This window comes from Isoptericola sp. NPDC057653, from assembly GCF_042799955.1.
Lineage (GTDB): Bacteria > Actinomycetota > Actinomycetes > Actinomycetales > Cellulomonadaceae > Isoptericola.
This window is the reverse complement of sequence record NZ_JBHVHP010000001.1, coordinates 831,826-858,624: the sequence shown is the minus strand read 5'-3', so window position 1 is coordinate 858,624 and position 26,799 is coordinate 831,826. Positions and strand designations below refer to the sequence as shown.

The window sequence follows — 26,799 nt, the reverse complement described above, 5'->3', positions numbered from 1 at the left end:
GCCGGTGAGCGAGCAGGTGAGCGAGCAGGTGAACGGGACGCTGACCGCGACGGTCCGGACGCGCGACGGGTGGGCCGTGCCGCACGCCGTCGTCACGCTGACGGACGCCGCCGGTGGCCAGGTGCTGCGGGCCGACGCGGACGACGACGGCACGGTCCGCGGCGACGCGGCGCTCCCGCCCGGTGCGTACGTCGCGATCGTCACGGCCGTGGGCTACGCGCCCGCCGCGACGTCGACGATCGTCACCGCGGCGGGGCGGGCCGCCGTCGGCACGGTGACCCTGGCCAGGCAGGGCGGCACGGAGCTGCCGCCCCCGGGCCCGTGGACCATCGACCCGGCGCACTCGTCGGTGACGGCCGTCGCCCAGCACCTGGGCATCTCCAGCGTGCGCGGGCGGTTCACGGAGCTCGCCGGCCGCATCGACGTCGCCCTCGGCGACGTCTCCCGCTCGGGCGTGGCGGCCGTGATCGCGGCGGCGTCGATCGACACCGGCAACGCCTACCGCGACGGGCACCTGCGGTCCCCGGACTTCCTCGACGTGGAGCGGTACGAGCACATCACGTACCGCTCCACCGGGCTGACGCCCGTGGCGGACGGCCGCTGGACCGTGCACGGCGAGCTCACCCTGCACGGCCGGGCGCACCCGGTGGACCTCGACCTGACCTACCTGGGCACCGGGGCCGACGCCCAGGGGGTGGTGCGCGCGGCGTTCCGCGCCACCACCGAGCTGCGCCGGGACGCGTTCGCCATCCGGTACAACGAGGTGGCCGCGGCCGGCGTCGCCATCGTCGGGACGACCCTCAAGGTCGAGCTGGAGATCCAGGCGGCGCAGGGCGACTCCCTGCCCGGCTGACCGTCCCGCGTCCCGGGCGCTACTGGCAGCCGACGCCGTCCCCGTCGCGGTCCAGCTTCGAGGAGTAGCCCGGGTCGCCGCGGTGCACCGGCGCCGCCCCGGCGGCCCGCGCCTCGGTGCAGTTGGCGAACGGAGCCCGGTCCTCGGCGGCGTCGTCGGTACCGGCGTCGTCCCCGGAGGCGTCGTCCCGCGGCGCCTGGCCGCCGGAGGGCAGGGGCTCCTCGGGGCAGCGCGCGAGCACCTTCTCGACGGCGTCGTGCTCGGCCTGCGTGACCCACAGCGCGTACGCCTGCTTCACGGCCACCTGCCGCGCCACGTACTGGCAGCGGAAGGCCTTGCTCGGCGGCAGCCACGTCGCGGCGTCGCCGTCGCCCTTGCCCGCGTTGGTGGGGCCGTCGGCCGCGAGCAGGTTGAGCGGGTCGTTCGCAAGGCGCCGGCGCACGTCGCCGTCGAGCTGCTGCGCGCCCTTCTGCCACGCGTCCGACAGCGCGACGACGTGGTCGATCTGCACCGCGGTCGAGGTGGTCTGCCCGCGGCGGAAGTCGATGGTCCGGCCCGTGTAGGGGTCGGCCAGGACGCCGCTCAGCACGATGCAGTCGTGGGTGTCGGGGTCGGTGACGGTGCGGCGCAGGTCGCGCGCCAGGATGTCGTTGCGGGTGTCGCAGCCGTTGTGGTCGACGTCGGCCCAGGCCGGGCCGAACTGGTCGCGCGAGTAGCCCGTCTTGGGCGCGCGGCCCTTCACCGGGAGCGTCTCGAGCGCGGCGAGGGCCGTGCCGGAGGCCGCGGGCGCGGTGCCGGCGGGCGCCGGCTGGGACGTGGCCGCGGGCTCGTCGACGTCCGCGCCGCCGAGGCCGGTCGCGGCAGGGTCCAGGCCGCCGGCGCACGCGCCGAGCAGGAGCGCGACGGAGGCACCCAGCGCGGCGATCCCGCCGCGCGTCGTCGAGGACCGGCGCGTCGAAGCCCGTCGCGTCGAGGACCGACGCGACGGGGAGGTCCCGGCCCTCACCGGGCGGGGTGCGCGAGCAGGTCGGCGTGCTCGGGGTGGCGCTGCACGTAGGCCTTGATGAACGGGCACAGCGGCACGATCTTCTCGCCCGCCTCCCGCACCTGGGCGAGCGCGCCCTCCGCGAGCTGCGACCCGATCCCCTGTCCCTCGAACGCCGGGTCGACCTCCGTGTGCGTGAAGACCACCACGCCGTCGGTCCGCTCGTAGTAGGCGCCGCCGGCGGTGCGGCCGTCCTCGAGCCGGGCGAGGAAGACCTGCTGGTCGCGGTCGTCGACCACGGTCACGTGGGTCAGGGAGTCGGTCATGGCCCCCATCCTGGCCGGTCGGACCGACATCCGTCGCATCCCCCGCCGGACGCGGCGGGCGACGCCCCTCAGCGGGGCCGGGCCTCCCGCGGACCGCCGGCGGGCAGGAGGCGGTGCAGCAGCGGCTTGTTGACCCGTTCGTTGAAGAAGTCGATGAGCGGGCCGGCGAAGAACGCCGTCATCACCGTGCCCACCCCGACCGGCCCGCCGAACGCGATCGCCAGCCCGACGAACGCCAGGTCCTGGATCACCCGGACCACGCGGTAGCGCGCGCGGGTGCGGTCGACGACCATCGGCGCGATCGCGTCGTACGGCGCCGTGCCGATGCCCGCCGTCATGTACGCCGACGCCCCGGCGGTGAACAGCACGATCCCGACCACGAACAGTGCCGCCTGCAGCAGCAGGCCCGGCGGGTCGGGCAGCACGGGGGCGAGCAGCGCGCTGAACCACTGCACGAAGAACCCGACCATCACCATGTTGATGACGGTCCCCAGCCCCACGTAGTGCCGCCCCCAGACCAGGACCGGCACGAGGAGCACCGCGTTCACGGCGAGCTGGTACGGCCCGAGCCCGACGCCGAGGCGCGCGCTGACACCGATGTTCGCCGACGTGAACGGGTCGACCCCGACGTGCGCCCCGAGCAGCACCGCCGACCCGAGGGCGAGGAGCGCGACGCCGCCGAGCGCCCAGGCGGCACGCGGGGCGAGGTACGCCGCCTCGGCCCGCGCTCTCGTGGTCATGCTCGGCACGGTAGGCGCCGGAGCGTGCCGGCGCGAGACGGAGGACACTCCGTGACGACGCTGCCGGCGTGGTCGGGGAGTGGGAGAATCCGGCGGTGACCTTGCCCGTCCCCGAGAGCTCCGACGCGGCGTCGGGGACCCGGAACCGCAACCCCTACCTCGACGTCCTGCGCGTGCCCGGCGCCACCCGCTTCTCGGCCGCCGGCGTCATCGCGCGCCTCCCCATGTCGATGGTCGGCATCAGCACCGTGCTCATGGTGCAGACGCTGTACGGCTCCTACGCGATGGCGGGCCGCGTCTCCGCGGTCCTCGTCGTGGCGCAGGCGATCGTGTCGCCGCAGATCGCGCGCGTCGTCGACCGGCGCGGGCAGGCCCGCGTCATGACGCCGCTGCTGGTCGCGACCACGATCGGCCTGCTCGGCCTGGTCCTGGCCGCCGTGGCGGGCGCGCCGGAGTGGGTGCTGTGGGTGCTGGCCGCCGTCGGCGGCGCGTCGCAGGGCTCGTACGGGTCGCTCGTGCGGGCGCGCTGGTCCCGCGCCCTGGACGACCCGCGGCGCCTGCACACCGCGTACTCGCTGGAGGCCGCGCTCGACGAGCTGGTGTTCATCGTCGGGCCGGTCGTCGCGACGGTCCTCGCGACGACGGTCGCCCCCGCGGGCGGGCTGCTCGTGGCGGCGGTCGTGGGCGGCGGCGGCGCGGCGTGGTTCCTCAGCCAGCGCGCCACGGAGCCGCCCGCGGGTCGGGTCGCCGTCCCGGCGGACGGCGAGCACCTGGGGACGGTCGCGCACCCGGACGCCGTCGCCCTCGACCACCGCTCCGCGATCCGGATGGCGGGCATGCCCGTGCTGGCCGTCGTCTTCGTCGCGATGGGCGTCATGTTCGGCTCGAGCGACGTGGCGACGGTCGCGTTCGCCGAGGAGCAGGGCGTCAAGGGGATGGCCGGGCTGGTGCTGGCGTGCTTCGCGCTCGGCTCGATGATCTCCGGCCTGGCGTACGGGGCGCGGCACTGGGTCTCGCCGCTGTCCACGCGGTTCACGGTCGGCGCCTGCGCGATCGCCGTCGGCGTCTCGATGTTCTTCCTCGTGCACCACATCGCCGTGCTGGCCGTGGTGATGTTCGTGACCGGGTTCGCCATCGCGCCCACGCTCGTCAACGGGAACGCGCTGGTGCAGGCCCTGGTCGCGCCGCACCAGCTCACCGAGGGCCTCACCTGGGTGGGCACGTCGCTCGGCGTCGGCGTCTCGCTGGGGTCGTGGCTGGCCGGCGTCGCGATCGACGCCGTGGACTCGCACGCCGGCTTCCTCGTCACGATGTCGGGCGGCTGGCTCTGCGCCATCCTCGCCGTCGTCGCGCTGCCGGGCATGCGACGACGGCGGCCCTACACCGCGACGGTCTGACCGCCGGTCACGGCTCCGGGTGGTGCGCGTCGTACCGCCAGAACCGCGGCTGCAGGCGCACGACCAGCCACAGCACGACGAGGCACGCCAGCCCGCCGACGACGGCCGCCCAGCCCTCGCCGAACCACGTGGCCTCCGTGCCGAGCACCATCTCGCCGAGCCGCGGGCCGCCCGCGACCACCACGATGAACACGCCCTGCAGGCGCCCGCGCATGTGGTCGGGGGTCGCCGTCTGCAGGATCGACTGGCGGAACACCGACGAGATCGCGTCGGACCCGCCCGCGAGCAGCAGCGCCACCCCGGCCAGCACGACGGCGCCCCACAGCACCCCGTCGGGTGAGCCGGGGCCGACGACGACGAGCACCGCGCCGAACAGCGCGACGCACACGCCCCACGACGTGATCGCCCAGACGATGACCCGGCCCTGCCACCGCACGCGCACCAGCGCGCCGGAGAACACGCTCGCGAGGATGCCGCCCACCGCGAACCCGGCGGCGAGGACGCCCGTCGTCGTCGCCCCGCCGCCCAGGTACAGCGCGCCCGCCGCCGGCCACAGCACGCGGGGGAAGGCGAGCACCATCGCGGCCAGGTCGACGACGAACGTCGTGCGGACGTTCGGCCGCGTCGCGAGGTAGCGCAGCCCGTCGAGCACCGAGCCCAGCCCGACCACCCGGCGGCGGGGCGGCGCGCCCGCGCCGTCGGCCCCGTCGTCCAGGGCCTGCTCCGGCGGCACCGCCGGCAGCCGCCACACCGCCCACAGCGCCGCCGTGAACAGCAGCGCGTCCAGCGTGTACGCGATGCCGTAGCCGCCCCAGCCCACCAGCGTGGCGCCGATGAGCGGGCCGCCCGTGAGCGCCACGTTCATCGACAGGGTCTGCAGCGCGTTGGCCGCGGGCATGAGCTGCGGCTCCAGCAGCCGCGGCACGATCGACGTGCGCGCCGGGTTGTTGATGGCGAACGCCGCCGACTGGAGCGCCACCAGCCCGTACAAAAGGTTGACCGACCCGACGTCGAGCCACGCCTGCGCCGCGATGGCCGCCGTCACCAGCCACAGCACCGACGACGCGAGCAGCGACACCCGGCGCCGGTCGTAGTGGTCCACCAGGGCCCCGCCGTACAGGCCGAGCGCCACCAGCGGCACCAGGGCCGCGATGCCGAGCGTGCCCACGGCCAGCGTGCTGCCCGTGAGCGCGTAGACCTGCAGGCCCACCGCCACCACCGTGACCTGCGTGCCGATGTTCGACACGCCCAGCCCCCACCACAGCCGCCGGAACGCCGGAGAGACGCGCAACGGCGTGAGGTCGGCGATCAGTCGGGGCACGGTCATCCAGGGTAGGCGCGTTCCGTGGGCAGCCCCGGGCAGGTCTGCCGGTCGACACCGGTGATCCTCCGCCCGGGGCCGCCCACGTGCCCCCTGGTCGCCGACATGTCGCGGACGCGGCCCAGCCCCCTGCGCTGTGCTGCGTCCGCGCCGACCCCAGCCGGGGCGGAGCTGCCACGGGACACTCCCCAGTGATCCCCCGTGACAGCGCCGCCCCGTCCGGAGCCGGTGTCGGCTCCGGTGGGGTCAGCGGTGCGCGACCGCGACCGCCGTCCGACGACGCACCTGCAGCGCGCCGCCCGCCAGCATCAGCAGCAGGGCCAGGCCCAGCAGCCGCAGGTCGGCACCCGTCGTCGGCAGCGCGGCACCCGTGCCCGCCACCGACGCCTGCACCAGACCGTCCGCCGTCAGCACGCCGTCCGACGCGCCCGCCGCGGCGACCGGACCACCCAGCGGGGTGGTCGAACCGTCGCCCGACCCGTCGGTGCCGTCCGTGCCGTCCGTGCCGTCCGTGCCGTCCGTGCCGTCCGTGCCGTCCGTGCCGTCCGTGCCGTCCGTGCCGTCACCAGGGTTGGTGCCGTCGGTGCCGTCACCGGGGTTGTCGGTGCCGTCACCGGGGTCCGTCGGGTCCGTCGGGTCCGTCGGGTCCGTCGGGTCCGTCGGGTCCGTCGGGTCCGTGGGATCCGTGGGATCCGTCGGGTCGACGGCCGTCGCACCGTCCTCGAGGACGTCGTCCACGAGGCCGTCCTCTGCGAGGAGGTCGTCGGTGACCGCGCCGAGGTCGCCCTCGAGCAGGTCGTTGGCGGTGTCGTTGACGTCCTCGACCACGTGCTCGACGAGCTCGTCGGTCACGCCCTCCTGGGGCTCGTCGGCGCCGATGACGTCGTCCACGACGCCGTCCTCACCGGCGATCCCGTCGACCGTGTCCTCGACGAGGTCGCCGGTCCCCAGCAGGTCGTCCACCGCACCGGTGGAGTCCACGACGTCGTTCAGCACCGGGTCGAGACCCTGGTCCTCCAGCACGTCGTCGACCAGGCCGTCCTCCGCGGTCAGGTCGTCCACGACGCCCGGCAGGTCGCCGGCCGTCACCGAGTCCAGCGTCGAGTCGAGGTCGTCCACCACGGCCTCCACGAGGCCGTCCGTGACGCCGTCCTGGGGCTCGTCGGCACCCACGACGTCGTCCACGACACCGTCCTCACCGAGCACGCCGCCCACGGTGTCCTGCACCGCGGAGCCCGTCCCCAGCAGGTCGTCCACCGCACCGGTGGAGTCCACGACGTCGTTGAGCACCGGGTCGAGACCCTGGTCCTCCAGCACGTCGTCGACCAGACCGTCCTCCGCGGTCACGCCGTCGACCACCCCGTCGAGGTCACCCTCGGTCAGGTCGCCGACGGTCTGCCCCGCGTCGTCCAGCACGGCGTCGACCAGACCGTCGGTCACGCCGCCCTGCGGCGCGTCCGGCCCGACGACGTCGTCCACGACGCCGTCGTCACCGAGCACGCCGTCCACGGTGTCCTGCACCAGCGTGCCGGTGCCCGCCGTGTCGTCGACCGTGCCCGCCAGGTCCGAGACCTGACCGACCACGTCGTCCACCGCGGTGTCGACGCCGCCGTCCTCGAGCACGTCGTCCACCAGGGCGCCGTCGGCCACGACGCCGTCGACCACGCCCGGCAGGTCGCCGGCCGTCACCGAGTCCAGCGTCGAGTCGACGTCGTCCACCACGGCCTCCACGAGACCGTCCGTGACGCCGTCCTGCGGCTCGTCGGTGCCCAGGACGTCGTCCAGGACGCCGTCCTCACCGGCGATCCCGCCGACCGTGTCCTGCACCAGCGAGCCGGTGCCCAGCAGGTCGTCGACCGTGCCGGTCGAGTCCACGACGTCGGTCAGCACCGGGTCGAGACCCTGGTCCTCCAGCACGTCGTCGACCAGGCCGTCCTCCGCGGTCAGGTCGTCCACGACGCCCGGCAGGTCGCCGGCCGCCAGCGAACCGAGGGTCGAGTCGACGTCGGCGACGACCGCGTCGACCAGGCCGTCCGTGACGCCGGCGCTGGCCTCGTCAGGGCCGAGGACGTCGTCCACGAGCCCGTCAGGACCGGCCAGCGAGTCCACCGTGGACCGCAGCAGCGACGGGGTCCCCAGCAGGTCGTCCACGGCACCGACGGTGTCCGCCACGGTGGCGACCAGCTCGTCCACCGTGCCGTCCAGCCCCGGCAGCGCGCCGGTCAGGTCACCGAGACCGCCGGTGCCGAGGTCACCAAGGTCACCAAGGTCACCAAGGTCACCCAGACCACCCAGACCACCCAGACCACCCAGACCACCCAGACCACCCAGACCACCCAGACCACCCAGACCACCCAGACCACCCAGACCACCCAGACCACCAAGGTCACCAAGGTCACCAAGGTCACCAAGGTCACCAAGGTCACCGACGATGTTGTCCGTCGCGCCGTCCTCCAGCGCGTCGTCGAGCACCCCGTCGTCGGCGACGACCGAGTCGACGACGCCGTCCAGGTCGCCGGCGGCGACCTCGCCGAGCGTGGCGTCGACGTCGTCGAGGAGGTGCTCCACGACCTCGTCGGTCACGCCGTTCTCGGGCTCGTCGGCGCCGACGACGTCGTCGACCACGCCGTCATCGCCGACGAGGCCGTCGACGGTCCCCTGCAGGACCGGCCCCGTGCCGAGCGCGGCGTCGGCGGACCCGGCCACGTCGGAGACCGCGCCCAGCGCGTCGTCCACCGTGCCGTCCACCGTCGCCCCGATGCCGCCCAGGTCGCCGAGGCCACCGAGACCGGCACCGGGCAGGCCGCCACCACCGGCACCGGGCAGCCCCGGCACCTCGGGCAGACCGCCCACGACGTCCGTCAGGTCACCGAGACCACCGGCTCCGGGCAGCGACCCCAGGTCGCCGAGGCCACCGAGACCACCGGGCAGGCCGGCCGCGGTGTCGCCCTCGAGCGCGTCGTCGACGAGGCCGTCGTCGGCGACGACGGAGTCGACGACGCCGTCCAGGTCGCCGGCGGTCACGCCGTCGAGCGTGGTGTCGACGTCCTCGCGCACGTGCTCCACGAGCTCGTCGGTGACGCCGTCCTCCGGCCCGTCGGCGCCGAGGACGTCGTCCACGACCCCGCCGTCGCCGGTCACGTCACCCACGACGTCGTCGACGACCCCGCCGACGCCGTCCTGCACGGCGGTGCCGGTGCCGAGGGCCCCGTCCACCGCGCCGGTCGCCGTGTCGACGGTCTCGCCGACCTGGTCGAGCGCTGCGTCGACGCCCTGGTCCTCCAGCGCGTCGTCGACGACCCCGCCCTCGGCGGTCACGCCGTCCACCACGCCGTCGACGTCCCCGGCGGCGAGGTGTCCCGCAGCCCGGTCGACGTCGCCGGCCACGTGCTCGGCGACCTGGTCGGAGAGGCCCGTCTCGGGCTCGTCGGCGCCGAGGACGTCGTCCACGACCCCGCCGTCGCCCGTGATCCCGTCGACGGTGTCGCGCACCGCCGAGCCGGTCCCCAAGGCGTCGTCGGTGGCACCGGCCACGTCCGACACCTCGTCCGAGGCACCGTCCACGACCTTGTCCACGGCCTTTCCGACGTCACCGGCGGACGTCTTCGCGCCGCCTGTCGCCGTGTCGTCGGACGCGCCGCCGCCGGACGTCGCACCGTCCTTGTCGGGGGTCGTGGCCGGGGCGCCCTTGTCGCCGCCCGAGCCTGCGTCGCCCGACGCGGCCGGCGTGTCCTCGATCGCGTCGTCGACGACACCACCCTTGCCCGCGACGTCGTCGACGACGCCCTTGACGTCGCCGGACTGCACGTCGTCCGCGGTCTGGTGGACGTCCTCGGCGACGGCGTCCACGAGGTCGTCCGTCGTGGTCGCGGACTGCTCGTCCGGGCCCACGACGTCGTCGACCGTGCCGTCCTCGCCGGCGACGGCGTCGACGACGTCCTCGACAGCGTCCGTGTCGACCTTCGGCAGGTCGACCGGCGCCTCGAGCGACGCGTCGTTCGTCTCCTCGGAGACCTCGCTGAGATGGAGGTCGACCGAGGAGCTCTCCCCGACGGTGACGTCGACGACGTCACCGTCCGCAGCGTGGGCCATCCCGGCCCCGGCGACCACGAGGCCGCCCGCGACGAGCGCGGTTCTCACCGCTCGCCGGACATACGTGTGCATGATCCGCTCCTGACTGACGTGGTGCGCGGGTGGCAGACGCCGCCCGCGGTCGCGGTCGCGCACCAGGGCGCGACGCGGCCACGTCAGGCAGGAGAGACGGGGATGTCGAGAGAGACCGCCGGGAGGCGGTCGAGCTGGTCGGCCGTCGGGGCCGTCCAGGCGCGCCCGGTCACGAGCGCGCGGCCCACGAGGTCGGCGGCGGCGTCGCCGCCGGACGACCCGCGGGAGGTCGAGAGGGAGCCCGCGCCCGCGGAGACGACGGCGGGCGCCGAGGGCGCGGCCGGGGCGGGCTCGGGGTTCGTGGGGGTCGTGGCCCGGGAGGTGGAGGCGGCCGCGTCGGCGGCCTCGGCCAGGGCCGGGAGGAGCGGTGCCGCCGTCGTCGCCTCGACGTCCGCGGCGACCGCCGACGAGACGGTGGCGGCGGCCGTGGCCTGCGCGTGCCGCGGCGCGCGCGTGGCCTCGGCGGGCGCCGCCGACGCCACGGGGGCGGCCGACGCGTCCTGCCCGAGCACCGGGGCGAGCACGGGGTCGAGCACGGGGTCGAGCACCTGCTCGACGGCGGGAGCCGTGACCTCGGCGACCGGGTCGACGACCGGCTCGAGCACCCCGCCCACCGGTTCGACGACGGGAGCCAGCGCGTCGACGACCGGCGCGGTGGCGTCCAGGACGGGGTCGAGCACCGGCTTCAGCGACCCGGTCACGGGCTCCACGAGCCCGACGACGGGGTCGAGCACCGGGTCCAGCGTCCGCACGACCGGCGCCACCACCGCGCCCACCCCGTCCGTCACGGGGGCGAGCGGCGTGGTCACCTCGTGCACCACCCGGCCGACCGGCTCGAGCACGGGCGACGCGGCCTTCGTCACCGGGGACAGGACGTCCGCGACCGCGCCCGTCACGGGCTCGAGCGTCTCGCCGACGGGGGTGGTGACGTCCTCGACGATGTGCGCCACCGGGTCGACGACGGGCGCCAGCGGCGTGACGACGCCCTCGACGATCTTTCCGACCGGAGCAGTCACCGCGCCCAGCGGCTCCACGGCTCGCTCGATCACGTCCGCCCCGGGCGCCTTCGCGCGCTCGGCAGGCTGAACGGGCCTCGCGGGGTCGGCGGCCTTCTCTGCGTCGGCGGGCTCGGCAGGCACGGCGGGCTTCGCAGACTCCGCGGCCTTCGCTGCCTCGACGGGCTTCGCTGACTCGACGGGCTTCGCTGACTCCACCGGCTTCGCGGACTCGGCAGGCTTCGAGGGCTTCGCGGACTCCGCGGGCTTCGGCGTCGTGCCGGTGGCGCGCTCGACGGCCTTCTCCACCGGGGCGACGACGTCGTCGTGCACCGCCTTCCGCACGGGTTCGACGGTGTCCCGCACGGGCGCGACGACCTTCTCGACCGTGTCGCGCAGCGGGTGCGCCCGGGGAGCCTCGCCCTTGTCGGCGGGCTTCGCCGGCTCCTGCTGAGCGGCGGGTGCCTTCGCGGCGTCGTGCCCGACGACGGAGCGGACGACCGACGCCAGCGCGCCCTCGTCACGGCCGCCGTCGTCGGCGGAGGCAGTGCCCGCGACCGCGACGCCGAGCGCGGCGGCGCCGAGCAGGCCCGCTGCGGCGGCTGCGGCGCGCGCGACCCACCGACGGCGTGCTGCCGCCGGCGCTCGGTCCACGCTGCGTGCCACTCGGCCCCCTTCGATGCCACGCGAGGTCACGAGCACGAGCCCGTGACTCCCGTCACACTGTGACGCCCGAGCAACGGTCACGCAACAAGAGCACCCGGGAATTCACCCGCGGGCTCCTGCACGGGTCAGCCGACGGTGGTGCCGAACAGCAGGCCGAGCACGTAGGTGACGGCGGCCGCGCCGAAGCCGATGGCGAGCTGGCGCAGCGCGCGCGACCACGGCGACGTGCCGGAGAGCAGGCCGGTGATCGCGCCCGTGATCAGCAGCGACACCCCGACGAGGGCGGACGCGACGAAGATCGCCTGGCCGCCGGTGAGGCCGAGCAGGTACGGCAGCACGGGGATCAGCGCGCCGGAGGCGAAGAAGCAGAAGCTGGAGATCGCGGCGCCCCATGCGGTGCCGTGGGTCTCGAGGTCGTCGTCCGCGTCGGCGGCGGCCTCGGCGTTCTCGTCGTGCAGCACCTCGGGCGCCAGGGTCCCGGTCGCGGCCAGCCCGGCGAGCACCCGGTCGGCGCGCCCCTGCGCCTCGTCCATCGCCATGCCGCGCGCGCGGTAGACGAGGGCGAGCTCGTTGGCGTCGACGTCGAGGTGCGGCAGCGCGGTGGCGCTCTTCGGGTCCGGGGTGGACGCCTTGAGCAGCTCGCGCTGCGAGCGCACCGACACGAACTCGCCGGCGCCCATGGACAGCGCGCCGGCGAGGAGGCCGGCGATGCCCGTGAGGAGCACGGTCTGCGACGAGACGCCCGACGCGCCGATGCCGAGCACGAGGGCGAGGTTGGAGACGAGCCCGTCGTTGGCGCCGAAGACGGCGGCGCGGAACGTGCCGGACATCCGGTTGCGGCCCCGGGTCGCGAGCGCCCGCACGACCTCCTCGTGGATCTGCTCGTCGGCCGCCATCGTGGCGGTGGCGAACTCCTCGCTGCCGTAGGTCGAGCGCGCCTCGGCCCGCTGCGCGAGAGCGAGCACGAAGACGCCGCCGAACCGGCGCGCGAGGACGCCGAGCATGCGGGTTCGCAGGTCGCCGCGCAGCGGCCTCCCGGCGTCGTCGCCCAGCAGGTCGAGCCAGTGCTGCTCGTGCCGCTTCTCGGCGTCGGCGAGCGCGAGCAGGACCGCGCGCTCCTCGCCGGAGCGGCGGCTGGCGAGGTCCCGGTAGGTGGCCGCCTCGGCCCGCTCGTCGGCGAGGTAGCGGCGCCAGCGCCGGATGTCCGCGGGGCGGCGGGCGGCGTGGTCGGGCGCGGGCAGGTCGTTCTCGGGCATGGCGTTCTCGGGCATGGCGGAGCCGTCGGTCATGCCGTCATGATCTCCGCCGGACGGCGCCCGTGGGTTCCGGGCGGTGCCGCGCCCGCTTCCGGGGCCGCGTGCCGGAGTTTTCGGACGTCCGCAGCCGGTGCGGGCTCGCCGGGGTGTGGACGCGCACCCGAGTGTCACCGGCTCGGGGCACAATAGGGGCGGCGTCCGGGGTCGGCCGGGCGCAGCCCGTGGTCGGCCACGAGGGGCGACCACGAGCTCGACACCAGGGGCTCGGACACTGGGGGACTCCGGCGTGATCATTGTCAGCACTGACGGCTCGTGCCTCCGCAATCCCGGGGGCGCGATCGGCTGGGCGTGGATCGCCCACGAGGGTGGCCGCTTCGACTCCGGCGGCGCCGCGTCCGGGACCAACCAGGTCGCGGAGCTCACCGCGCTGCTCCGCGCGATCGAGGCGCATCCGGGGGCAGAGCCGCTCCTCATCGAGTCGGACTCGCAGTACGCGATCCGGTGCGCGTCCGAGTGGATCCACGGGTGGAAGCGCAAGGGCTGGCGCACCGCGTCCGGTGGCCCCGTGAAGAACCTGGACCTGATCCGGACGATCGACGACGCGATCACCGGCCGCGAGGGACCGGTCCGGTTCCGGTGGGTGCGCGGGCACGTCGGCAACCCGTTCAACGAGCGGGCCGACCAGCTCGCCGGGCTCGCGGCGCAGGACTGGGCCGCGGGTCGCGGCAGCGTGGACGAGCTGCTCGTCATGGCCGACGAGAAGCGCGAGACGCCGGGGCGCCCCACGGCACGACCGGCGCGGGACGCCGAGCCCGTCGGCGCCCGCAGCGACACCGGCTGGGAGCTCGGAACCCTCTTTGACTAGCACCACCTCGACCGGGAGGCCGGCGGGGGCCCGCCCGGCCGCCGCCGACGTCACGGTCGAGCACGTCTCCGGCCGGCCGCTCGACCTCGGGCTGACGCTCGCCCCGCTGCGGCACGGTGCCGGCGACCCCACGTCCCGCCGCTCCCCCGACGGCGCGCTGTGGCGCACCACGCTGATGCGCACGGGGCCGGTCACCCAGCGCTTCGTCCCGACCGGCGACCGCGGCGTCGTCGTGCAGCACTGGGGGCCCGGCGCGCGGGAGGCCGCCGACGAGGTCCCCCGGCTGCTCGGCGAGGACGACGACGACTCCGCGTTCACTCCGCCCCCGCAGGCGCGCGACGCCGCGCGGCGCACGCCCGGCCTGCGGATGTGCCGCAGCGGGCGGGTGCTGGAGGCGCTGGTGCCCGCCGTCCTCGAGCAGAAGGTGCAGGTCGTGACGGCGCACCGCGCGTGGCGGTGGCTGGTGACCCGGCACGGCTCCCCCGCCCCCGGGCCCGCGCCGGACGGGATGCGGGTGGTGCCGACCGCGCGGGAGTGGGCCGCCGTCCCGACGTGGGACTGGCACCGCGCCGGGGTCGACCCGCGTCGTGCGGCGACGGCCGTGCGGTGCGCGCAGGTGGCGGCACGGCTCGAGGACGCCGGCGGGCTGCCGGGCGACGAGGCGCGCGCCCGGCTCGAGAAGGTGCCGGGCGTCGGCCGGTGGACCTCGGCGGAGGTGGCGCAGCGCGCCTTCGGCGACGCCGACGCCGTCTCCGTGGGGGACTTCCACCTCGCGGGCGCCGTCGGCTGGGCGCTCACCGGGGAGCGGACCGACGACGAGGGGATGCTGCGCCTCCTCGCGCCCTACGCCCCGCACCGGCACCGCGTGGTGCGGCTGCTGTTCCTCGAGCGCCGGCCGCAGGCCCCGCGCCGGGGCCCGCGGCTGTCGATCGCCGACTACCGCTCGTTCTGACCCCGGGGCCCGGCGCGCGGGTCGTGCGGTCAGCGGGTGCCGATCAGTCGGGCAGGCTGCAGACGCCGTCCACGCACACCGCGCCGTCGTCGCCCAGCAGCTGCAGCGGGCGTTCGTCGCCGCCGTGGTGGGGGGCGGCCGCCTCGGCCGCGCTGACGGTCATCAGCGTGGTGCGGCGCGGGTTGGCGATCGAGCGGTACGAGCTCTCGGTGGCGTCGTTCATGTTTCTCCTCCAACGGACCCACGGCCGCGGTGCGCCCGGGCGTGGTCGGCCCGAGACCGCGGCGCGCCCGCGACGGTGCGGGACTGGCCTCGATTCTCGGTGATACGGCGTCTCACGGCCAGGGCGAGCGGTGTGAGTTGCGCCTCGCTCGTGCGGGTCAGGCCTCGGCGAGGACCTGGTCGAGCACCTGGACGAAGGTGTCCGGGTCCTGCGCCCCGGAGACGCCGTAGCGGCCCCCGAGCACGAAGAAGGGGACGCCGTTGATGCCGAACGCGCGGGCGCGGGCGATGTCGTCGGCGACGGCCTCGGCGTAGGTGCCGGCGTTCAGCGCGACGACGACGGCGTCGCGCTCCAGCCCGACCTCCGCGGCGAGGTCCGCGAGGTCCTCGACGTGGCCGACGTGCTCGCCCTCGGTGAAGTACGCGCGCAGCAGGCGCTCCTTCATCTCCTCCTGCTTGCCGAACGCCTTCGCGAGGTGCAGCAGCTCGTGGGCCTTGAGGGTCTTGGTGTGCCGCACCTGGTCCATCCGGTAGGTGAGGCCCTCGGCCGCCGCGAGGGCGGTCACCTGGTCCTGCATCTGCTGGGCGGTCTCGAGCGGGATCCCCTTGTGGTCGGCGAGGAACTCCGTCGCCGTGCCGTCGAAGTCGACGGGCGTGTCGGGCGAGAGCTCGAACGAGTGGTACTCGACCTCCACCTCGGGAGCGGCGCCGTCGCGCTCCGCCATCCGCTGCAGCGCGGACTCGAAGCGGCGCTTGCCGATGTAGCACCAGGGGCACGCGACGTCCGACCAGACGTCGATCTTGAGAGCAGTAGTCACGTACGCACGAACGCCCCGCCGCGGGAGGGGATTCCCGGGGCGGGGCGTGTCGTGCGTCGCAGAGGCGTCAGTTGAGCGGCGCCGCCTCGTCGGTCCTGGTCGGCAGCTGGCCGCCCGCGATGCCCGCGATGAGCTGGTGGATGTCCACGCCGGTGAGCTGCTTGACCACGCCCTGGCCCTCCCCCAGCACGGAGGCGACCGTTTTGGTCACCGCGGACGCGCCGTCCGTCGAGATCACGGTCATGCCCTCGATGGAGCCGATCGGCTCCGCCGCGGCGCGGACGATCTCGGGCAGGCGCTCGATGAGCTCCTGCACGAGGGCGGCCTCGCCGTACTTCTTGAGCGCCTCGGCCTTGGCGTCGGTCGCGACGGCCTCGGCGCGGCCCTCGGCCTCGACCGCGAACGCCTTGGCCTCGCCCTCGGCCTTGATGCCGGCGGCCAGCGCGATCTGCCGGTCACGCTCGGCCTCGCCGGCGCGGCGCACGGCGGCGGCCGACGCCTCGGCGTCCTGGATCGCGGCCGTCTTGTTCGCCTCCGCGATCGTGGTCCGCTTGAACGCGTCCGCCTCGGTGGCCGCGTTCGCGGCGTCGCGGCGGGCCGTGGCCTCCTGGACCTCGGCGTACGCCTTGGCCTCGGCGGGCTTGCGGATCTCGATGTCCAGGCGCTCCTGCGTCACGCGGGCCTGCTCGGCCAGCGCCTCGCGCTCCTGCTGCGCCACGAGCCGGTCCTGCTCGGCGCGCGCGAGCTGACCCGCGGCGTCGGCGTTGGCGTTGGCGCGGTCCGTGTCGGCCTTGATCGCGGCCTTCTTGAGGTCGAGCGCCTTCTGCCGCTCGGCGATCTGCTCGGCCGCCTCGATGACCGCGAACTCGGACACCCGGCGCGCCTCGGCCTCGGAGACCTCCGCGACCTGCAGCGCGCGGGCACCCTCCGCGCGGCCCAGGTTGGCGAGGTACTCCGACCCCGGCGTCGAGATGTCGGAGATGTTGAGCAGGTCGACCTGCAGGCCCTGCTCCGCCAGGTCCGTCTTGGTCGACTCGACGACGCGGTCGGACAGGCCCTTGCGGTCGGAGATGATCTGCTCGATCGTCATGTCGCCGACGATGGAGCGCAGCGAGCCCTCGAGGGACTCCTTGATGATCTCGGTGAGCATCTCCTGCTGGGACAGGAAGCGCTGCGCCGCCCGACGCACGCCCTCGTCGTCGCCGCGCACCTTGAAGTTGATCGACGCCTTGATGGCGATCTTGATGCGGTTCTTGTCGACGCCCTCGACGGTGATGCCGATCTGGCGCTGCTCGAGCGAGATGGCGAAGCCCTGCTGCAGGATCGGCCAGACGAACGTGCGGCCGCCGATGACGACGCGCTGGCTCTGGGCGGCGGACTCCTTCTTGCCGGCGCCGCGGCCGACGATGACGAGGGCCTGGTTCGGCGGCACCCGGCGGATGCGCTGGGCGACGAAGATGCCCACCGCGAGGAACGCCACCGCGAGGGCGAGCACCGCGATCGTGGTGATGAAGCTGCTGTCGGACGAGTCGAACATGGTGCGCGCCGGAGCGCGTCTCCTTCCGGTCGGTGCTGCGGGGTCCTAGGGAGAGGTCAGCGGGCCTGCGGGCCGGGGACCCCGACCCGCACGGTGGAACCGGAGTGCTCCAGCACCACGACGCGGGACCCTGCCGCGATGGGCTCGTCGGAGCGCGCCAGGCGGCGCTCGAGCTCGCTCGGGACGTCGAGGGAGACCTCGCCCGAGGCCGCCGTCACGTCGGTCGTCGCCGTGCCGTGCGCGCCCACGAGCGACACGACGACGCCGTCGTCGCTGGACGCCAGCCGCCGCACCAGCGCCTGCGCGAGGAGGACTGCCAGGAGTCCGACCACGGCGGACGCCGCGTACGCGACCCAGGGGGCGAGGTCGTTCGCGGTGACGATCGTGCCCACGGCGCCGAAGACCACCGCGCCCACGCCGAGCGACGTGCCCGAGAGCATGCCGTCGCCGAGGTCGACGAGCTCGCCGACGAGGAGCGAGACCAGCAGCAGGAGCATCCCTGCGGCGCCGATGAGGACGAAGACGAGCACGCGGTCTCCTGAGGCGGTGAGCGGGCGGTTTTGCCAGGTGATGAAGATGTGATGGTCGTGTGACGACGGCGTCACTCTAGCGAATCTGGACGCCCCCTGGACGCGGTCGTCCACCGCCTACCGGACGGTGACGCGGACCGAGTCCTTCGAGGACGCCCTGGTGGACGACCCCGGGTACTTCACGATCCAGGTGCCCGCCTTCGTCGGCCGGACCGTGACGCGGTAGACGCCGCCGGCGCCGGTCGTCACGGACTTCCGGTAGTCGGGGCCCGCCGGGCCCGCGGGGTCGAAGTAGACCCCGAGCTTCGCGCCCTTCGCGCCGTAGTAGCCCGCCACGCCGTACTTCGCCCGCGCCTCGCTGAACCGTCCCGAGAGGACCACGCCGGCCCCCTTCGCGACGCGCGACCTCGACGCCTTCGCCCCCGTCCGGGTGGCGTGCTTGACCTGGAACGTCGTCACGGTCCTGGACTCCTTGAACGTCACCCTCGCGGACTCGTTCTCCTGGTAGGTGCGGAAGCCGCCGGAGTAGAGCCCCACCCGGTACGTGCCGGCCGGGTAGGAGGCGTCGATGTAGAGGAGCTCGCGGGCCGTGTTGTCGTCCCAGATCTGCGCGTCGCCGAACACGTCGTTGCCGGCGCACGTGCTGGGCGTGCGATGGCAGACCGCGAGGTACGTCGCGTTCCCCGACTGGTGCGGGAACAGGAAGGCGATGTCCGCGACGAGCGTCTTCGGCGTGAGACCGACGGTGACCGAGCGCGGCACGATCACCCGGGCGCGCAGGGTCTCTCCCTTCACGGTCGTGGTCGCGATCGCGGACCTCACGGGCGAGGCCGGGGTCCGCACGGTCATGGGCGCCGCCTCCCGGGCCGGGGCCCTCGACGTCGTGCCCGCGTACTCGGCGCTCCACGTGCCCGAGACGTCGGCGGTGAGCTCCCGGCCGAAGTGGCCGTCCTCGTCCACCGTGGCGGACCCGCGGTAGACGCGCGGCGCCGAGCCCGACGGGTCGAGGTAGAGCTTCACCGTCGCCCCCGCCGCCGGCACGTACCGGGCCCAGGAGCCCATCCGCTCCGGCCCGGCGACGGCCAGGTCCCCGTGGACGTAGACCTTCTGCCCCTTCGGCACGACCTGGGGGGCCACGTCGACCGTGAGCTGCGACTCCGGCCGCACGACGAACGTGGCCGCGGCGTCCTGCTGCATCACGAGGTGCCGCACCGTGCCGTCGGCCGCGGTGACGTCCAGCTCCAGGTCGAGCACGTCCACCGTGTACGTCCCGGCGGGGTCGCCGCTGGTGAACCACGGGCGCACCCGTTGCCGCGACCCGTCGACGGTGCCGGTCCGCAGCGTCTGCGCCTCACCCTGCGGCCCGCGCACGCGGACGATGCCGGGGGACGCGGCGACGCTCCCCGCGTCCGACGTGAACGTGAGGTCGACGACGGCGTCCGTCTGGTTGGCGGCCGCCACGTCGCCCACCCGCACCTCGGCCTGCACCTCGACGACGCCGTCGGTGACGACGACGCGCCCCGTCGTCGCGGAGCCCGCGGCCGCGCCAGAGAGGACGAGGAGGGCCGTCAGGCCCGCGCCGAGCAAGGCCCGGCCCTGCCGCCGTCCGGCCCCGCGCACCCCAGCGCTCCTGCTCATCGGATCGTCACCTTCTTCGTCGCCGTCGACGCCGAGTGCCCGGATGTCGCCAGGAGCTCCGCCGTCCAGGTCCCCGTCCTCTTCTGCGGCAGCTCCGCCCAGAACGTGTCGCGCGCCCCGACCGTCACGGTGGTCACGTACCGCTTGCGCGCGTCGCCCGCGGGGTCGAAGGACAGCCGGACCTTGGCGCCCGGTGCCGTCCGCAGCGCCGAGCCGCCGGAGAACGTCCCGACACGCTCGCCCGCGTCGCCGTAGAGCACGGTCCCCCCGTCCACGACGTGGTACGCGCCCAACGTGACCTTCGACGGCCGCCGCACCTGGAGCTCCGCGATCCTGGCCCCGTCGAAGACGACCTCGTCGTAGGCCTCGACGCCCGGGCCGAACGTGGCCCGCGCGGTCGCGCTGAGGTAGACCGCCAGGGATCCCCGCGCCTCGGCGGTCCCCGGCAGGTGCACCGTCGCCCGGTACGTCGTGCCGCGAACGTGCTCGAGATCTTCCCCCGCCCAGCCCATCAGGTCCGTCCGGGACCCGACGCTGACCGACGCGCCGTCCTCGACGGTCAGCGCCCTCCCCGTCGTCGAGAAGGTCACGTCGACCCGCACGGCCGTGCCGGAGGGCTGCAACAGCACCTGGGCCGGCACGGTCCCGCGTGCTGTGACCGACACGTCGCGCGTCCGGGTCGCGGTCGAGCCCGTCGTGGTGCTGCCCGGGGCGGCGGACACCGTCGCCGTCGTGAGGATCAGCCCTACGCCGAGCAGGGCCGCGGTCGCGCGTCGAGCCACGCCGCCGAGTCTCATGGGACCTCCGTGATGCCCGCACCGGCGGCGGGCGCGCGCTCACTGTGGCAGCGCCGACCCCGGCGCGACATGCTGCGGACGAACTGTGATCCGACTGTGACCTGCATGGACGTGGTGGTCGCGCCCCGGCGTGCCGCCCGACGGCGGCTGCGCGATGCTCGGGACATGCCTCTCGTGCCGAGCAAGGACCCCCAGCTGGTGCTGCTGCGCCACGGCGAGACGGAGTGGAGCGTCAGCGGCCAGCACACCGGCCGCACCGACATCCCCCTCACGCCGGCCGGCGAGGAGCAGGCCCGCACCGCCGGTCGCGCGCTGGCGGGCGTCCCGTTCGCCGCCGTGTTCGCGTCGCCGCTCGAGCGCGCCCGCCGCACCGCCGCGATCGCCGGCCACCCGGACGCCGTCGTCGACCCCGACCTCGCCGAGTGGGACTACGGGCCCGTCGACGGGCGGTCGAGCGCCGACGTCACCGCCCTCCTCGGGCACGACTTCCAGATCTTCGACGACGGCGTGCGCGTGCTGCCCCCCGACCCGGAGCACGGCGACGGGCGCCCCGGGGAGCTGCTGGAGGACGTCGCCGCGCGCGCCCGGCGCTTCGTCGAGCGCGCGGACGCCACCCTGCAGGACGGCGGCAACGTGCTGGCCGTGGCGCACGGCCACCTGCTGCGCGTGCTGGCGACGGCGTGGCTCGGCATCGACCCGCGGTTCGGGTCCCGCCTGGAGCTCGGCACCGCCGCGATCTGCCAGCTCGGCTACGGGCACGACCTGCGGACCATCGAAGGCTGGAACCTGCCGCCGCACGTCTGAACGGCGCCCGGCCCGCCCGAGGGCGGGGTGCGTTCTGGCAGCATGTGCGCCATGGCGCTGAACGAGGACGACCTCATCGACGGCGAGCACGTCGTCATGGAGCTGCACGAGCACGCGAAGGCCGTCGTCTGGCCGTTCCTGCTCCTGCTGGTGCTGCTGGTGGGCGCCGCGTTCTCGTTCACCGTCGCGATGCCCGACGTCGCCCGGTGGGTCGTGCTCGGCCTGCTGGCCGTCGTCGCCGTCGTGTGGGTGCTGGTGCCGTGGCTGAGGTGGCGCACCACGTCGTGGACCGTCACGACCAAGCGGATCGCGATGCGCTCCGGCATCGTCACCCGCGTGGGCCGCGACATCCCGCTCTACCGGATCAACGACATCGCGCTCGAGAAGGACCTCCTGGACCGGATGCTCGGCTGCGGCACCCTGCAGGTCTCCGACGCCACCGAGAAGGCCGGGATGGTGCTGCGCGACGTGCCGCGCGTCGACCGCGTGCAGGTGCAGCTCCAGGAGCTGCTGCACTCCGCCGACGACGGCTCGGACGACGGCGAGTGGCCCCCGTCCGAGCCGACGCGCGGCCGGCGCCGCTGACCCTCGGCGGCGCCTGCGTCACTTGCCGCGGGGCAGCGGCAGCGGCTCCATCCACTGGTCGTCGGCCGTGAGGTCGATCCCGAACTCCGACGCGAACCGCATCGTCGTGTCCACGAGCACGCCGTCGACCGACTCGTCCAGGCGGTACACGCGCGCGCCGCGCAGGCGGTTGCGCTCCGCGCCGCTCAGACCGTACGTGCCGAAGCCCGTGTTGCCGGAGTAGCCGAGCAGCACGCCGTAGTAGTTGCCCGAGTACGTGTTCACGTGGTCGTGCCCGCAGAACACGCCCCGCACGTCGCCGCGGTGCCGGATCGCGGAGAACAGCCCCGAGTTGAACGGGCCGGGGCACTCCTCCTCGTTGCGCTCGCCCACGATCTGGTGGCGGGCGGCGCCGCGCTCGTGGTCCGCGGCCGTGCGGCCGTCCACCGAGCCGAACCACATGAACCGGTACTCCCACAGGGGGATGTGGATGAACATCAGCGACGGGATCGCGCGGCGGTGTCGCTTCTCCAGCTCGACCGAGGTGCGGAAGTACCAGTCCACCTGGTCCATCCGCACCCAGTCCCACGTCGGGTAGCCGGTGAGGTTCTGGCCCGCGATCGTGCTCGGCGCGTACCGGCCCGAGTCGAGCAGCCACACGTTGAACGCCGGCTTCCCGTTCGTGCCGTCGATCAGCAGGTGCGAGTTGCCCTGCCCGGTCACGCCCTTCGCCGTCGGGCCGTTCACGTTGTAGCGGTACGAGCGGTAGAACGCGAGCATCTGCGCCTCGTCCACCCCGCTGGTGGGCGTCGAGTCCTCGTCGTGGTTTCCGAACGTGACCGCCCAGGGGACCTGGCGCTCCTCCATCGGCTGGACCACGTTGTTCATCGCCTGGCGCATCTCGAGCGGGGTGTCGCAGCCGCCCGTGATGTTGTCGCCGTTGAGGACGACGAGGTCGGGCCGCTCGTCGTCGAGCACCGCGCGCATCAGCTCCAGCGTGCGGCGGTCGATCTTCTCGTCGTCCTGGGTGTCGTTGAACTGCACGATCGTGTACGTGCCGTCCTTGCGGAACCGCAGCTTCGGCGCCCCGCCGTCGGCCGCTGCGGGCGTCGCCCCCGCGACGGATCCCGCCACCACCGAGCCCGCCGCACCCAGTCCCGTCATGGTCATGAACGTACGGCGGCCCAGGCCGGACCGCTCCTCCTCGCGCCCCGTCGCCGGGGTGGTCTCGCCGGTGGGTGCCGCGGCCGGCGCGCCGGCAGCCTCGGCGGTGCCGTGGGTCGGGTTCTCGTTCGCGTCTTCGCTCATGCCCCGGAACGTAGGAGCCCGGGGCGACGCCGGGCGGGCCGGGCGATGAACCTCCCGTGGACAGATCCCGAACACGCGGGCCGAGCCCGCCGGGCCGCGCCGGCGAGGGCGCTCAGTACGGCGGCGGCCCGTCCCGGCCGAGCCCGTTCGTCTGGCCGTCCGCCCGGCCGTTCGTCCGGACGTCCTTCCGGCCGCGCGGTCGGCGACGCCGGTCCGGATGCTGACCCTGGTGGCCATCGGACCAGTGATCGGGGTCGTGGCGCGGGTCCTGCGGCACCGGGTCGCGCTCGAACCGGTGGCCTGTCGGGGCGGTCCAGGTCGTGGCGCCGGAGGCCGGGTCCCGCGACACGTCCCACCCGCCGACCGTCTTGGCGCGGTGATGGGTGCGGCACAGCGCGTGCAGGTTGGCGCCGTGGGTCTGCGGGCCGCCGACCGCCGGGTCGTAGGGGTCGACGTGGTCCAGGTCCGACGACGCGGCGGGCACCTGGCAGCCGGGGAAGGTGCACGTGACGTCCCGCGCCGCGACCGCCGCCCGCAGCGCCTCGCTCGGCCGGTACGACCGCGAGGACACGTCCGTGAGGACGCCGCTCCCCGCGTCGGTGAACAGCCGCTGCCAGACGGCGTCCGGGTCCGCGGCGAGCGCGCGCGCCATCGACGCCGGGATCGGTCCGTGGCCGGCGAGGATCGCCGGCAGGTCGTCCGAGCCGAGCAGCGTCGACGCCGCGACCGACACGCGGACCGTGCCCCGCCCGCGCGCCCGTGACACAGCACCGGGTGCCGCGCCAGCACGCGAGCCGGCGCCCGCGTCCTCGTCGGCGCCGCCCCGTCCCGCCCCGACCACGCCCGTGACGAGGCCGACGAGCGCGTCGGCGCGACACTCGGCGAGGCGCCGGGTCTCGCCGGGCGCGCGGCGCATCGCCAGGGCCACGTCGTCGACCTCGGCGAACGCCCGCGCCGCGTCGTCCGCGGGCAGGTACGCGGTGAGGTAGGCCATCGCGTCGTCCACGGGCTCGAGCCGCACGAACCGCTCGGCCCGCGCCGCCCGGCGACGCTCGTCGGCGCCGGACGGGTCCGTCGCGATCTCCGCCCGGCGCATCCGCGCCCGGATCTGGGGCACGGTCAGGCGCTCCACGTCGGGCAGCACGGCCGCGACGGCCTCGCGCCGGCGGCCGTCCGGGAGCCGGCCGGCGTCGACCAGCGCCTCCGCCTTGCGGCGGTCGACGACCCCGGCGGCGAGCGCGTCCGCCACCTCCGGAAGCCGGGACGTCCCGTGGGCCACCGCGACGAGCTGTGCGGCGCCGTGGCGGGTGGTCCCCAGGCGTGCCGCGACGGCGTCCGCGACGAACTCGTGCCGCGACGACCCCCGCGTGCGCTCCAGCATCTCCGCCAGGACCCGCGCCGAGCCCGCCTGAGCCCACGACGCCACCCGCTCCCAGGCGGCCAGCACCTCGAGGATCGTGAAGTCGTCGAGGTCCGCCGCGTCGACGGATGCCAGCAGGGCTGCCAGCTCCGGCCCGGGGGCGAGGTCGTCCAGCGCCGCCAGCAGCGGGCGGGCGCCCGGGACGGCCTCGTCGTCCGCCGCCGGCCGCTCCGGGCCGCGCCCGACATCGCCCCGCCCGTCCGGTCGGTCGCCCGACCGGACGGCGGCGGGCACCGCGTCCCGGGGTCCTCCGTGCCGGGGCCCACCGGGGCCGCGACCGTCTCGCCCCGCGAGGTCCGTGCCCGGCTCGTCGCGGTCGACCTCGTCGCGGTCGACGTCGAGCGCCGCGCCGGAGAGTGCCCATCGCAGCCGGAGCGACCCGGCGTCGACGGAACCGGCCCCGACGACCTCGGCGCGACCATCGGTCGCGACGCGGCCGGCGACCAGCCCGGCGAGCTCTCGTTCGAGAACCGTCGCGCGCACCGCCGTGACGAGCGGTGCGCGCGACGAGTGCGGCTCCGGCGCGACCGGGGCACGGGTCGCGCCGGAGCCGGGTGCCCGAGGACGACGGCGACCGGCCGCGGGCGGCGCGACGCTCGCGCCATCGTCTTCGAACATGTGTTCGAGAGTAGCCGTCCCGACATCCCTCCACAAGAGGAACCGCCGTCCTGGCCGGGAGCGACCCGCGGACGCCGTTCCCGTGCGCGGGGGACCCCGTTCCCCCGTCCGGGGGAGGTTCCGGGCACCGGGCCGGCGGGAGCGTGGGAGCACACGCACCCCACGACCGGAGGCAGCACGATGACCAGCCCGACCGCCCCCAGGGAACTTCCCCGGCACGACCTCCCCCGCCCCGACCCGGGGCACGCCGAGGCTCCGCCGCCGGACCGCAGGCTCGCGGCCGCCGCGCTCGTGGCGTCCGCCGCCACGGCGGTCATGCTCGGCTGGTTCGCCGCCCGGCCCGAGATCGACCCGCTGCTCCCGGACGGGCGCATGCTCGGCGCGGAGCTCGTCCCCGCGACCTCGTTGGTCCTGCTGCTGCTCGCGGCGGCGCTGCTCGGCGCCGTGGTCGCCGCGGCCGCGCTCGCCGGCCCCACCGCCCGCGTCGCCGGGCGTCTGGTCGCACCGGTCGGCGTCGTCGAGGCCGTGGTCTTCGGCCTCCTCGCCCAGGGCTCCGGCACGCTCCCCGCGGCCGGGTACCTCGTCTCGTTCGCCGTCCCGGTCCTCGCCGTGTGGGCGGGCGTGCAGGTGTTCCGCAACCGCCCCGCGTGGCGGCTCCCGCTCGCCGCCGCCGCCGTCCTCGCCGTCGTCGGCGTCGTGGTCGGCCGCGACGCGTTCGCCACCTGGGCGGGCGCCGTCTCGTCGGGGCTCGCGCGCGAGCCGTGGGCCATGCCGTCGGTGCTGCTGCCCCTCGCGACGGCGGCCGCGTGGGGCGGGCTCGTCGCCGTGCGCGCCTGGCAGCGCGGGTCGCTGCGGACCGCCACCGCCTGGGTGACCCGGCACCGGCGGCTGTTCACGATCCTCGCGGCGCTCGGGCCGCTGCCCTACGCGCTCGCCCGTGCCAGCTGGCTGACCCCGTGGCCGCAGCTCGGCAACGCCGAGGAGCTGACGCTGGCGGTGAAGATCCAGGGCCTGTCGCTCTCGTCCGGCGCCTGGCTCGGCGTCGTGCTCACGCTCGGCCTGATCCTGCCGTGGGGCGAGCGGCTGCCCCGCTGGTTCGGCCGCCGCGCCGGCCGGCCGGTGCCGCCCGCGGCCGCCATCGTGCCCGGCGGGATCGTCGCCGTCATGCTCTGCGGCGCCGCCGTCCCGATGCTCCTCCTCATGGGCGCCACCGCCGCCCTGTACTTCCCCGCGTGGTTCTGGGGGCCCACGCTCGCCCTCGCGGTCTGGGGGTACGCCGGTCACCGGTACGGCGTCCTGGAGCCGGACGCCGCGGCGGTCGTCAGCCCCGCAGAGCCTGCTCGGCCCGCTCCCGCATCTCGTCGCTGAGCCGCAGCTCGCCGTCGTCGTGGGCCACCAGCAGGGCCTTCGCGACGTCGGCGAGCGCGGCCGCGCCGTCCAGCCGGTTGTACGCCCCGAACCAGTCGGCCACGGTGACGCCGTGCGCGGGCCGGCGCACGACCTCCACCTCGTCCCCGGCGCCCAGGTCGCCGTTCTCGACGACGCGGAGGTACGTGCCGGTCCGGTTCGCCTGCGTGAACCGGCGCACCCAGCGCGGCGGCGAGCCGAGGCGGCGGGCGAACGTCTGGCAGGGCGTGCGGGCCTGCGTCACCTCGAGGAGGGCCGAGCCCACGCGCCACTGCTCGCCGATGACGGCGCGGCTCACCTCGAGGCCGCGGGTGCGCAGGTTCTCGCCGAACAGGCCGGGCGTGACCTCGCGGCCGAGCTCGGCGCCCCACGCCTCGGCGTCCTCCTGGGAGTACGCGTAGACCGCCTGGTCGAGGCCGCCGTGGTTGGCACGGTCCGCCTGGACGTCCGCGTACAGGCCGTACGGACGGGCCTTGACCCGGCCCTCGACGGGACGCTTGTCGATGGCGGTGACGCCCACCGTCCCGGCGTCGGGCAGGAGGGCGTGGACGCGGCAGACGGCGAGGAGCTCGGGCACGCGCCCATCGTCTCAGGCCGGACGGCGCACCTCACACCG

The 26,799-nt window shown here is 75.2% G+C and carries 23 protein-coding genes; 7 read left to right on the top strand and 16 right to left on the bottom strand.

What is annotated here, in order from left to right; all coding sequences use genetic code 11:
• Nucleotides 1-4 precede the first annotated feature (4 nt).
• Nucleotides 5-853, top strand: coding sequence for a YceI family protein (locus ACFU9A_RS03870; protein ID WP_430573945.1), 849 nt, complete (start codon nucleotides 5-7; stop codon nucleotides 851-853).
• A 19-nt stretch (nucleotides 854-872) separates the two neighbouring features.
• Here the strand turns inward: ACFU9A_RS03870 and ACFU9A_RS03865 are convergent, their stop codons facing one another.
• From ACFU9A_RS03865 to ACFU9A_RS03855, 3 genes are all read right to left on the bottom strand, one after another.
• A complete protein-coding gene (locus ACFU9A_RS03865; protein ID WP_430573944.1) occupies nucleotides 873-1,859 on the bottom strand; it encodes a DUF1524 domain-containing protein in 987 nt (328 codons plus the stop codon).
• The gene (locus tag ACFU9A_RS03860; protein ID WP_430573943.1) at nucleotides 1,856-2,164 is read right to left on the bottom strand and encodes a GNAT family N-acetyltransferase; all 309 of its coding nucleotides are present in this window, start codon (nucleotides 2,162-2,164) and stop codon (nucleotides 1,856-1,858) included. The genes ACFU9A_RS03865 and ACFU9A_RS03860 overlap by 4 nt, the downstream gene beginning before the upstream one ends.
• Nucleotides 2,165-2,232: 68 nt before the next feature.
• Nucleotides 2,233-2,904, bottom strand: coding sequence for a YitT family protein (locus ACFU9A_RS03855; RefSeq protein WP_430573942.1), 672 nt, complete (start codon nucleotides 2,902-2,904; stop codon nucleotides 2,233-2,235).
• Between the two features lie 95 nt (nucleotides 2,905-2,999).
• Here ACFU9A_RS03855 and ACFU9A_RS03850 point away from each other — a divergent pair, with 95 nt between their 5' ends.
• Nucleotides 3,000-4,301, top strand: coding sequence for an MFS transporter (locus ACFU9A_RS03850; protein ID WP_430573941.1), 1,302 nt, complete (start codon nucleotides 3,000-3,002; stop codon nucleotides 4,299-4,301).
• Between the two features lie 7 nt (nucleotides 4,302-4,308).
• Here the strand turns inward: ACFU9A_RS03850 and ACFU9A_RS03845 are convergent, their stop codons facing one another.
• The 4 genes from ACFU9A_RS03845 to ACFU9A_RS03830 form a co-directional block, all read right to left on the bottom strand.
• Nucleotides 4,309-5,622 carry an MFS transporter gene (locus ACFU9A_RS03845; RefSeq protein WP_430573940.1) on the bottom strand — a complete coding sequence of 438 codons (1,314 nt, stop codon included), beginning with the start codon at nucleotides 5,620-5,622 and terminating at the stop codon, nucleotides 4,309-4,311.
• A gap of 246 nt (nucleotides 5,623-5,868) precedes the next feature.
• Nucleotides 5,869-9,786, bottom strand: coding sequence for a beta strand repeat-containing protein (locus ACFU9A_RS03840; RefSeq protein WP_430573939.1), 3,918 nt, complete (start codon nucleotides 9,784-9,786; stop codon nucleotides 5,869-5,871).
• A gap of 83 nt (nucleotides 9,787-9,869) precedes the next feature.
• Complete coding sequence (locus tag ACFU9A_RS03835; RefSeq protein ID WP_430573938.1) at nucleotides 9,870-11,435, bottom strand: hypothetical protein; 1,566 nt, start codon at nucleotides 11,433-11,435, stop codon at nucleotides 9,870-9,872.
• Nucleotides 11,436-11,572: 137 nt separating this feature from the next.
• Entirely contained in the window at nucleotides 11,573-12,703 is a 1,131-nt protein-coding gene (locus ACFU9A_RS03830; protein ID WP_430575334.1) for a VIT1/CCC1 transporter family protein, read from the bottom strand.
• Nucleotides 12,704-12,989: 286 nt separating this feature from the next.
• Between ACFU9A_RS03830 and ACFU9A_RS03825 the strand changes: the two genes are divergently transcribed.
• Together ACFU9A_RS03825 and ACFU9A_RS03820 are read left to right on the top strand one after the other, a co-directional pair.
• Complete coding sequence (locus tag ACFU9A_RS03825) at nucleotides 12,990-13,568, top strand: ribonuclease H (RefSeq protein ID WP_430573937.1); 579 nt, start codon at nucleotides 12,990-12,992, stop codon at nucleotides 13,566-13,568.
• A complete protein-coding gene (locus ACFU9A_RS03820; RefSeq protein ID WP_430573936.1) occupies nucleotides 13,561-14,520 on the top strand; it encodes a DNA-3-methyladenine glycosylase family protein in 960 nt (319 codons plus the stop codon). The genes ACFU9A_RS03825 and ACFU9A_RS03820 overlap by 8 nt, the downstream gene beginning before the upstream one ends.
• 43 nt (nucleotides 14,521-14,563) lie before the next feature.
• Here ACFU9A_RS03820 and ACFU9A_RS03815 read toward each other — a convergent pair whose 3' ends face one another.
• From ACFU9A_RS03815 to ACFU9A_RS03790, 6 genes are all read right to left on the bottom strand, one after another.
• The gene (locus ACFU9A_RS03815; protein WP_430573935.1) at nucleotides 14,564-14,743 is read right to left on the bottom strand and encodes a hypothetical protein; all 180 of its coding nucleotides are present in this window, start codon (nucleotides 14,741-14,743) and stop codon (nucleotides 14,564-14,566) included.
• Between the two features lie 157 nt (nucleotides 14,744-14,900).
• Nucleotides 14,901-15,560 (bottom strand): DsbA family protein, encoded by a 660-nt coding sequence (locus tag ACFU9A_RS03810; RefSeq protein WP_430573934.1) that lies wholly within the window; start codon nucleotides 15,558-15,560, stop codon nucleotides 14,901-14,903.
• Between the two features lie 67 nt (nucleotides 15,561-15,627).
• Nucleotides 15,628-17,097 (bottom strand): flotillin family protein, encoded by a 1,470-nt coding sequence (locus tag ACFU9A_RS03805; protein ID WP_430573933.1) that lies wholly within the window; start codon nucleotides 17,095-17,097, stop codon nucleotides 15,628-15,630.
• A gap of 56 nt (nucleotides 17,098-17,153) precedes the next feature.
• Nucleotides 17,154-17,627 (bottom strand): NfeD family protein, encoded by a 474-nt coding sequence (locus ACFU9A_RS03800; protein ID WP_430573932.1) that lies wholly within the window; start codon nucleotides 17,625-17,627, stop codon nucleotides 17,154-17,156.
• A gap of 117 nt (nucleotides 17,628-17,744) precedes the next feature.
• Entirely contained in the window at nucleotides 17,745-19,265 is a 1,521-nt protein-coding gene (locus ACFU9A_RS03795; protein WP_430573931.1) for a hypothetical protein, read from the bottom strand.
• On the bottom strand, nucleotides 19,262-20,047 hold the full coding sequence (locus ACFU9A_RS03790; protein WP_430573930.1) for a hypothetical protein: 786 nt from the start codon (nucleotides 20,045-20,047) through the stop codon (nucleotides 19,262-19,264). The genes ACFU9A_RS03795 and ACFU9A_RS03790 overlap by 4 nt, the downstream gene beginning before the upstream one ends.
• Before the next feature lie 180 nt (nucleotides 20,048-20,227).
• Between ACFU9A_RS03790 and ACFU9A_RS03785 the strand changes: the two genes are divergently transcribed.
• On the top strand, nucleotides 20,228-20,866 hold the full coding sequence (locus ACFU9A_RS03785) for a histidine phosphatase family protein (protein ID WP_430573929.1): 639 nt from the start codon (nucleotides 20,228-20,230) through the stop codon (nucleotides 20,864-20,866).
• 51 nt (nucleotides 20,867-20,917) lie between these two features.
• The gene (locus ACFU9A_RS03780) at nucleotides 20,918-21,451 is read left to right on the top strand and encodes a PH domain-containing protein (protein WP_430573928.1); all 534 of its coding nucleotides are present in this window, start codon (nucleotides 20,918-20,920) and stop codon (nucleotides 21,449-21,451) included.
• 18 nt (nucleotides 21,452-21,469) lie between these two features.
• Here ACFU9A_RS03780 and ACFU9A_RS03775 read toward each other — a convergent pair whose 3' ends face one another.
• Together ACFU9A_RS03775 and ACFU9A_RS03770 are read right to left on the bottom strand one after the other, a co-directional pair.
• Entirely contained in the window at nucleotides 21,470-22,738 is a 1,269-nt protein-coding gene (locus tag ACFU9A_RS03775; protein WP_430573927.1) for a metallophosphoesterase family protein, read from the bottom strand.
• A 112-nt stretch (nucleotides 22,739-22,850) separates the two neighbouring features.
• Nucleotides 22,851-24,776 (bottom strand): DUF222 domain-containing protein, encoded by a 1,926-nt coding sequence (locus tag ACFU9A_RS03770; RefSeq protein ID WP_430573926.1) that lies wholly within the window; start codon nucleotides 24,774-24,776, stop codon nucleotides 22,851-22,853.
• A gap of 180 nt (nucleotides 24,777-24,956) precedes the next feature.
• Here ACFU9A_RS03770 and ACFU9A_RS03765 point away from each other — a divergent pair, with 180 nt between their 5' ends.
• Nucleotides 24,957-26,144, top strand: a complete 1,188-nt coding sequence (locus ACFU9A_RS03765; RefSeq protein WP_430573925.1) for a hypothetical protein — start codon at nucleotides 24,957-24,959, stop codon at nucleotides 26,142-26,144.
• On the opposite strand, the gene ACFU9A_RS03760 is transcribed toward ACFU9A_RS03765, so the two are convergent.
• Nucleotides 26,098-26,760: an MOSC domain-containing protein gene (locus ACFU9A_RS03760; RefSeq protein ID WP_430573924.1), complete on the bottom strand. Its 663-nt coding sequence runs from the start codon at nucleotides 26,758-26,760 to the stop codon at nucleotides 26,098-26,100. The two genes, ACFU9A_RS03765 and ACFU9A_RS03760, sit on opposite strands and share 47 nt — an antisense overlap.
• Between the last annotated feature and the right edge of the window lie 39 nt (nucleotides 26,761-26,799).

What these genes read in the sequence shown, in the direction of transcription:
- ACFU9A_RS03860 (WP_430573943.1), bottom strand. Translation starts at nt 2,164, where the DNA reads ATGACCGACTCCCTGACCCACGTGACCGTGGTCGACGACCGCGACCAG.
- ACFU9A_RS03855 (WP_430573942.1), bottom strand. Translation starts at nt 2,904, where the DNA reads ATGACCACGAGAGCGCGGGCCGAGGCGGCGTACCTCGCCCCGCGTGCC.
- ACFU9A_RS03840 (WP_430573939.1), bottom strand. Translation starts at nt 9,786, where the DNA reads ATGCACACGTATGTCCGGCGAGCGGTGAGAACCGCGCTCGTCGCGGGC.
- ACFU9A_RS03830 (WP_430575334.1), bottom strand. Translation starts at nt 12,703, where the DNA reads ATGCCCGAGAACGACCTGCCCGCGCCCGACCACGCCGCCCGCCGCCCC.
- ACFU9A_RS03815 (WP_430573935.1), bottom strand. Translation starts at nt 14,743, where the DNA reads ATGAACGACGCCACCGAGAGCTCGTACCGCTCGATCGCCAACCCGCGC.
- ACFU9A_RS03805 (WP_430573933.1), bottom strand. Translation starts at nt 17,097, where the DNA reads ATGTTCGACTCGTCCGACAGCAGCTTCATCACCACGATCGCGGTGCTC.
- ACFU9A_RS03795 (WP_430573931.1), bottom strand. Translation starts at nt 19,265, where the DNA reads ATGAGCAGGAGCGCTGGGGTGCGCGGGGCCGGACGGCGGCAGGGCCGG.
- ACFU9A_RS03785 (WP_430573929.1), top strand. Translation starts at nt 20,228, where the DNA reads ATGCCTCTCGTGCCGAGCAAGGACCCCCAGCTGGTGCTGCTGCGCCAC.
- ACFU9A_RS03780 (WP_430573928.1), top strand. Translation starts at nt 20,918, where the DNA reads ATGGCGCTGAACGAGGACGACCTCATCGACGGCGAGCACGTCGTCATG.
- ACFU9A_RS03775 (WP_430573927.1), bottom strand. Translation starts at nt 22,738, where the DNA reads ATGAGCGAAGACGCGAACGAGAACCCGACCCACGGCACCGCCGAGGCT.
- ACFU9A_RS03770 (WP_430573926.1), bottom strand. Translation starts at nt 24,776, where the DNA reads ATGTTCGAAGACGATGGCGCGAGCGTCGCGCCGCCCGCGGCCGGTCGC.
- ACFU9A_RS03765 (WP_430573925.1), top strand. Translation starts at nt 24,957, where the DNA reads ATGACCAGCCCGACCGCCCCCAGGGAACTTCCCCGGCACGACCTCCCC.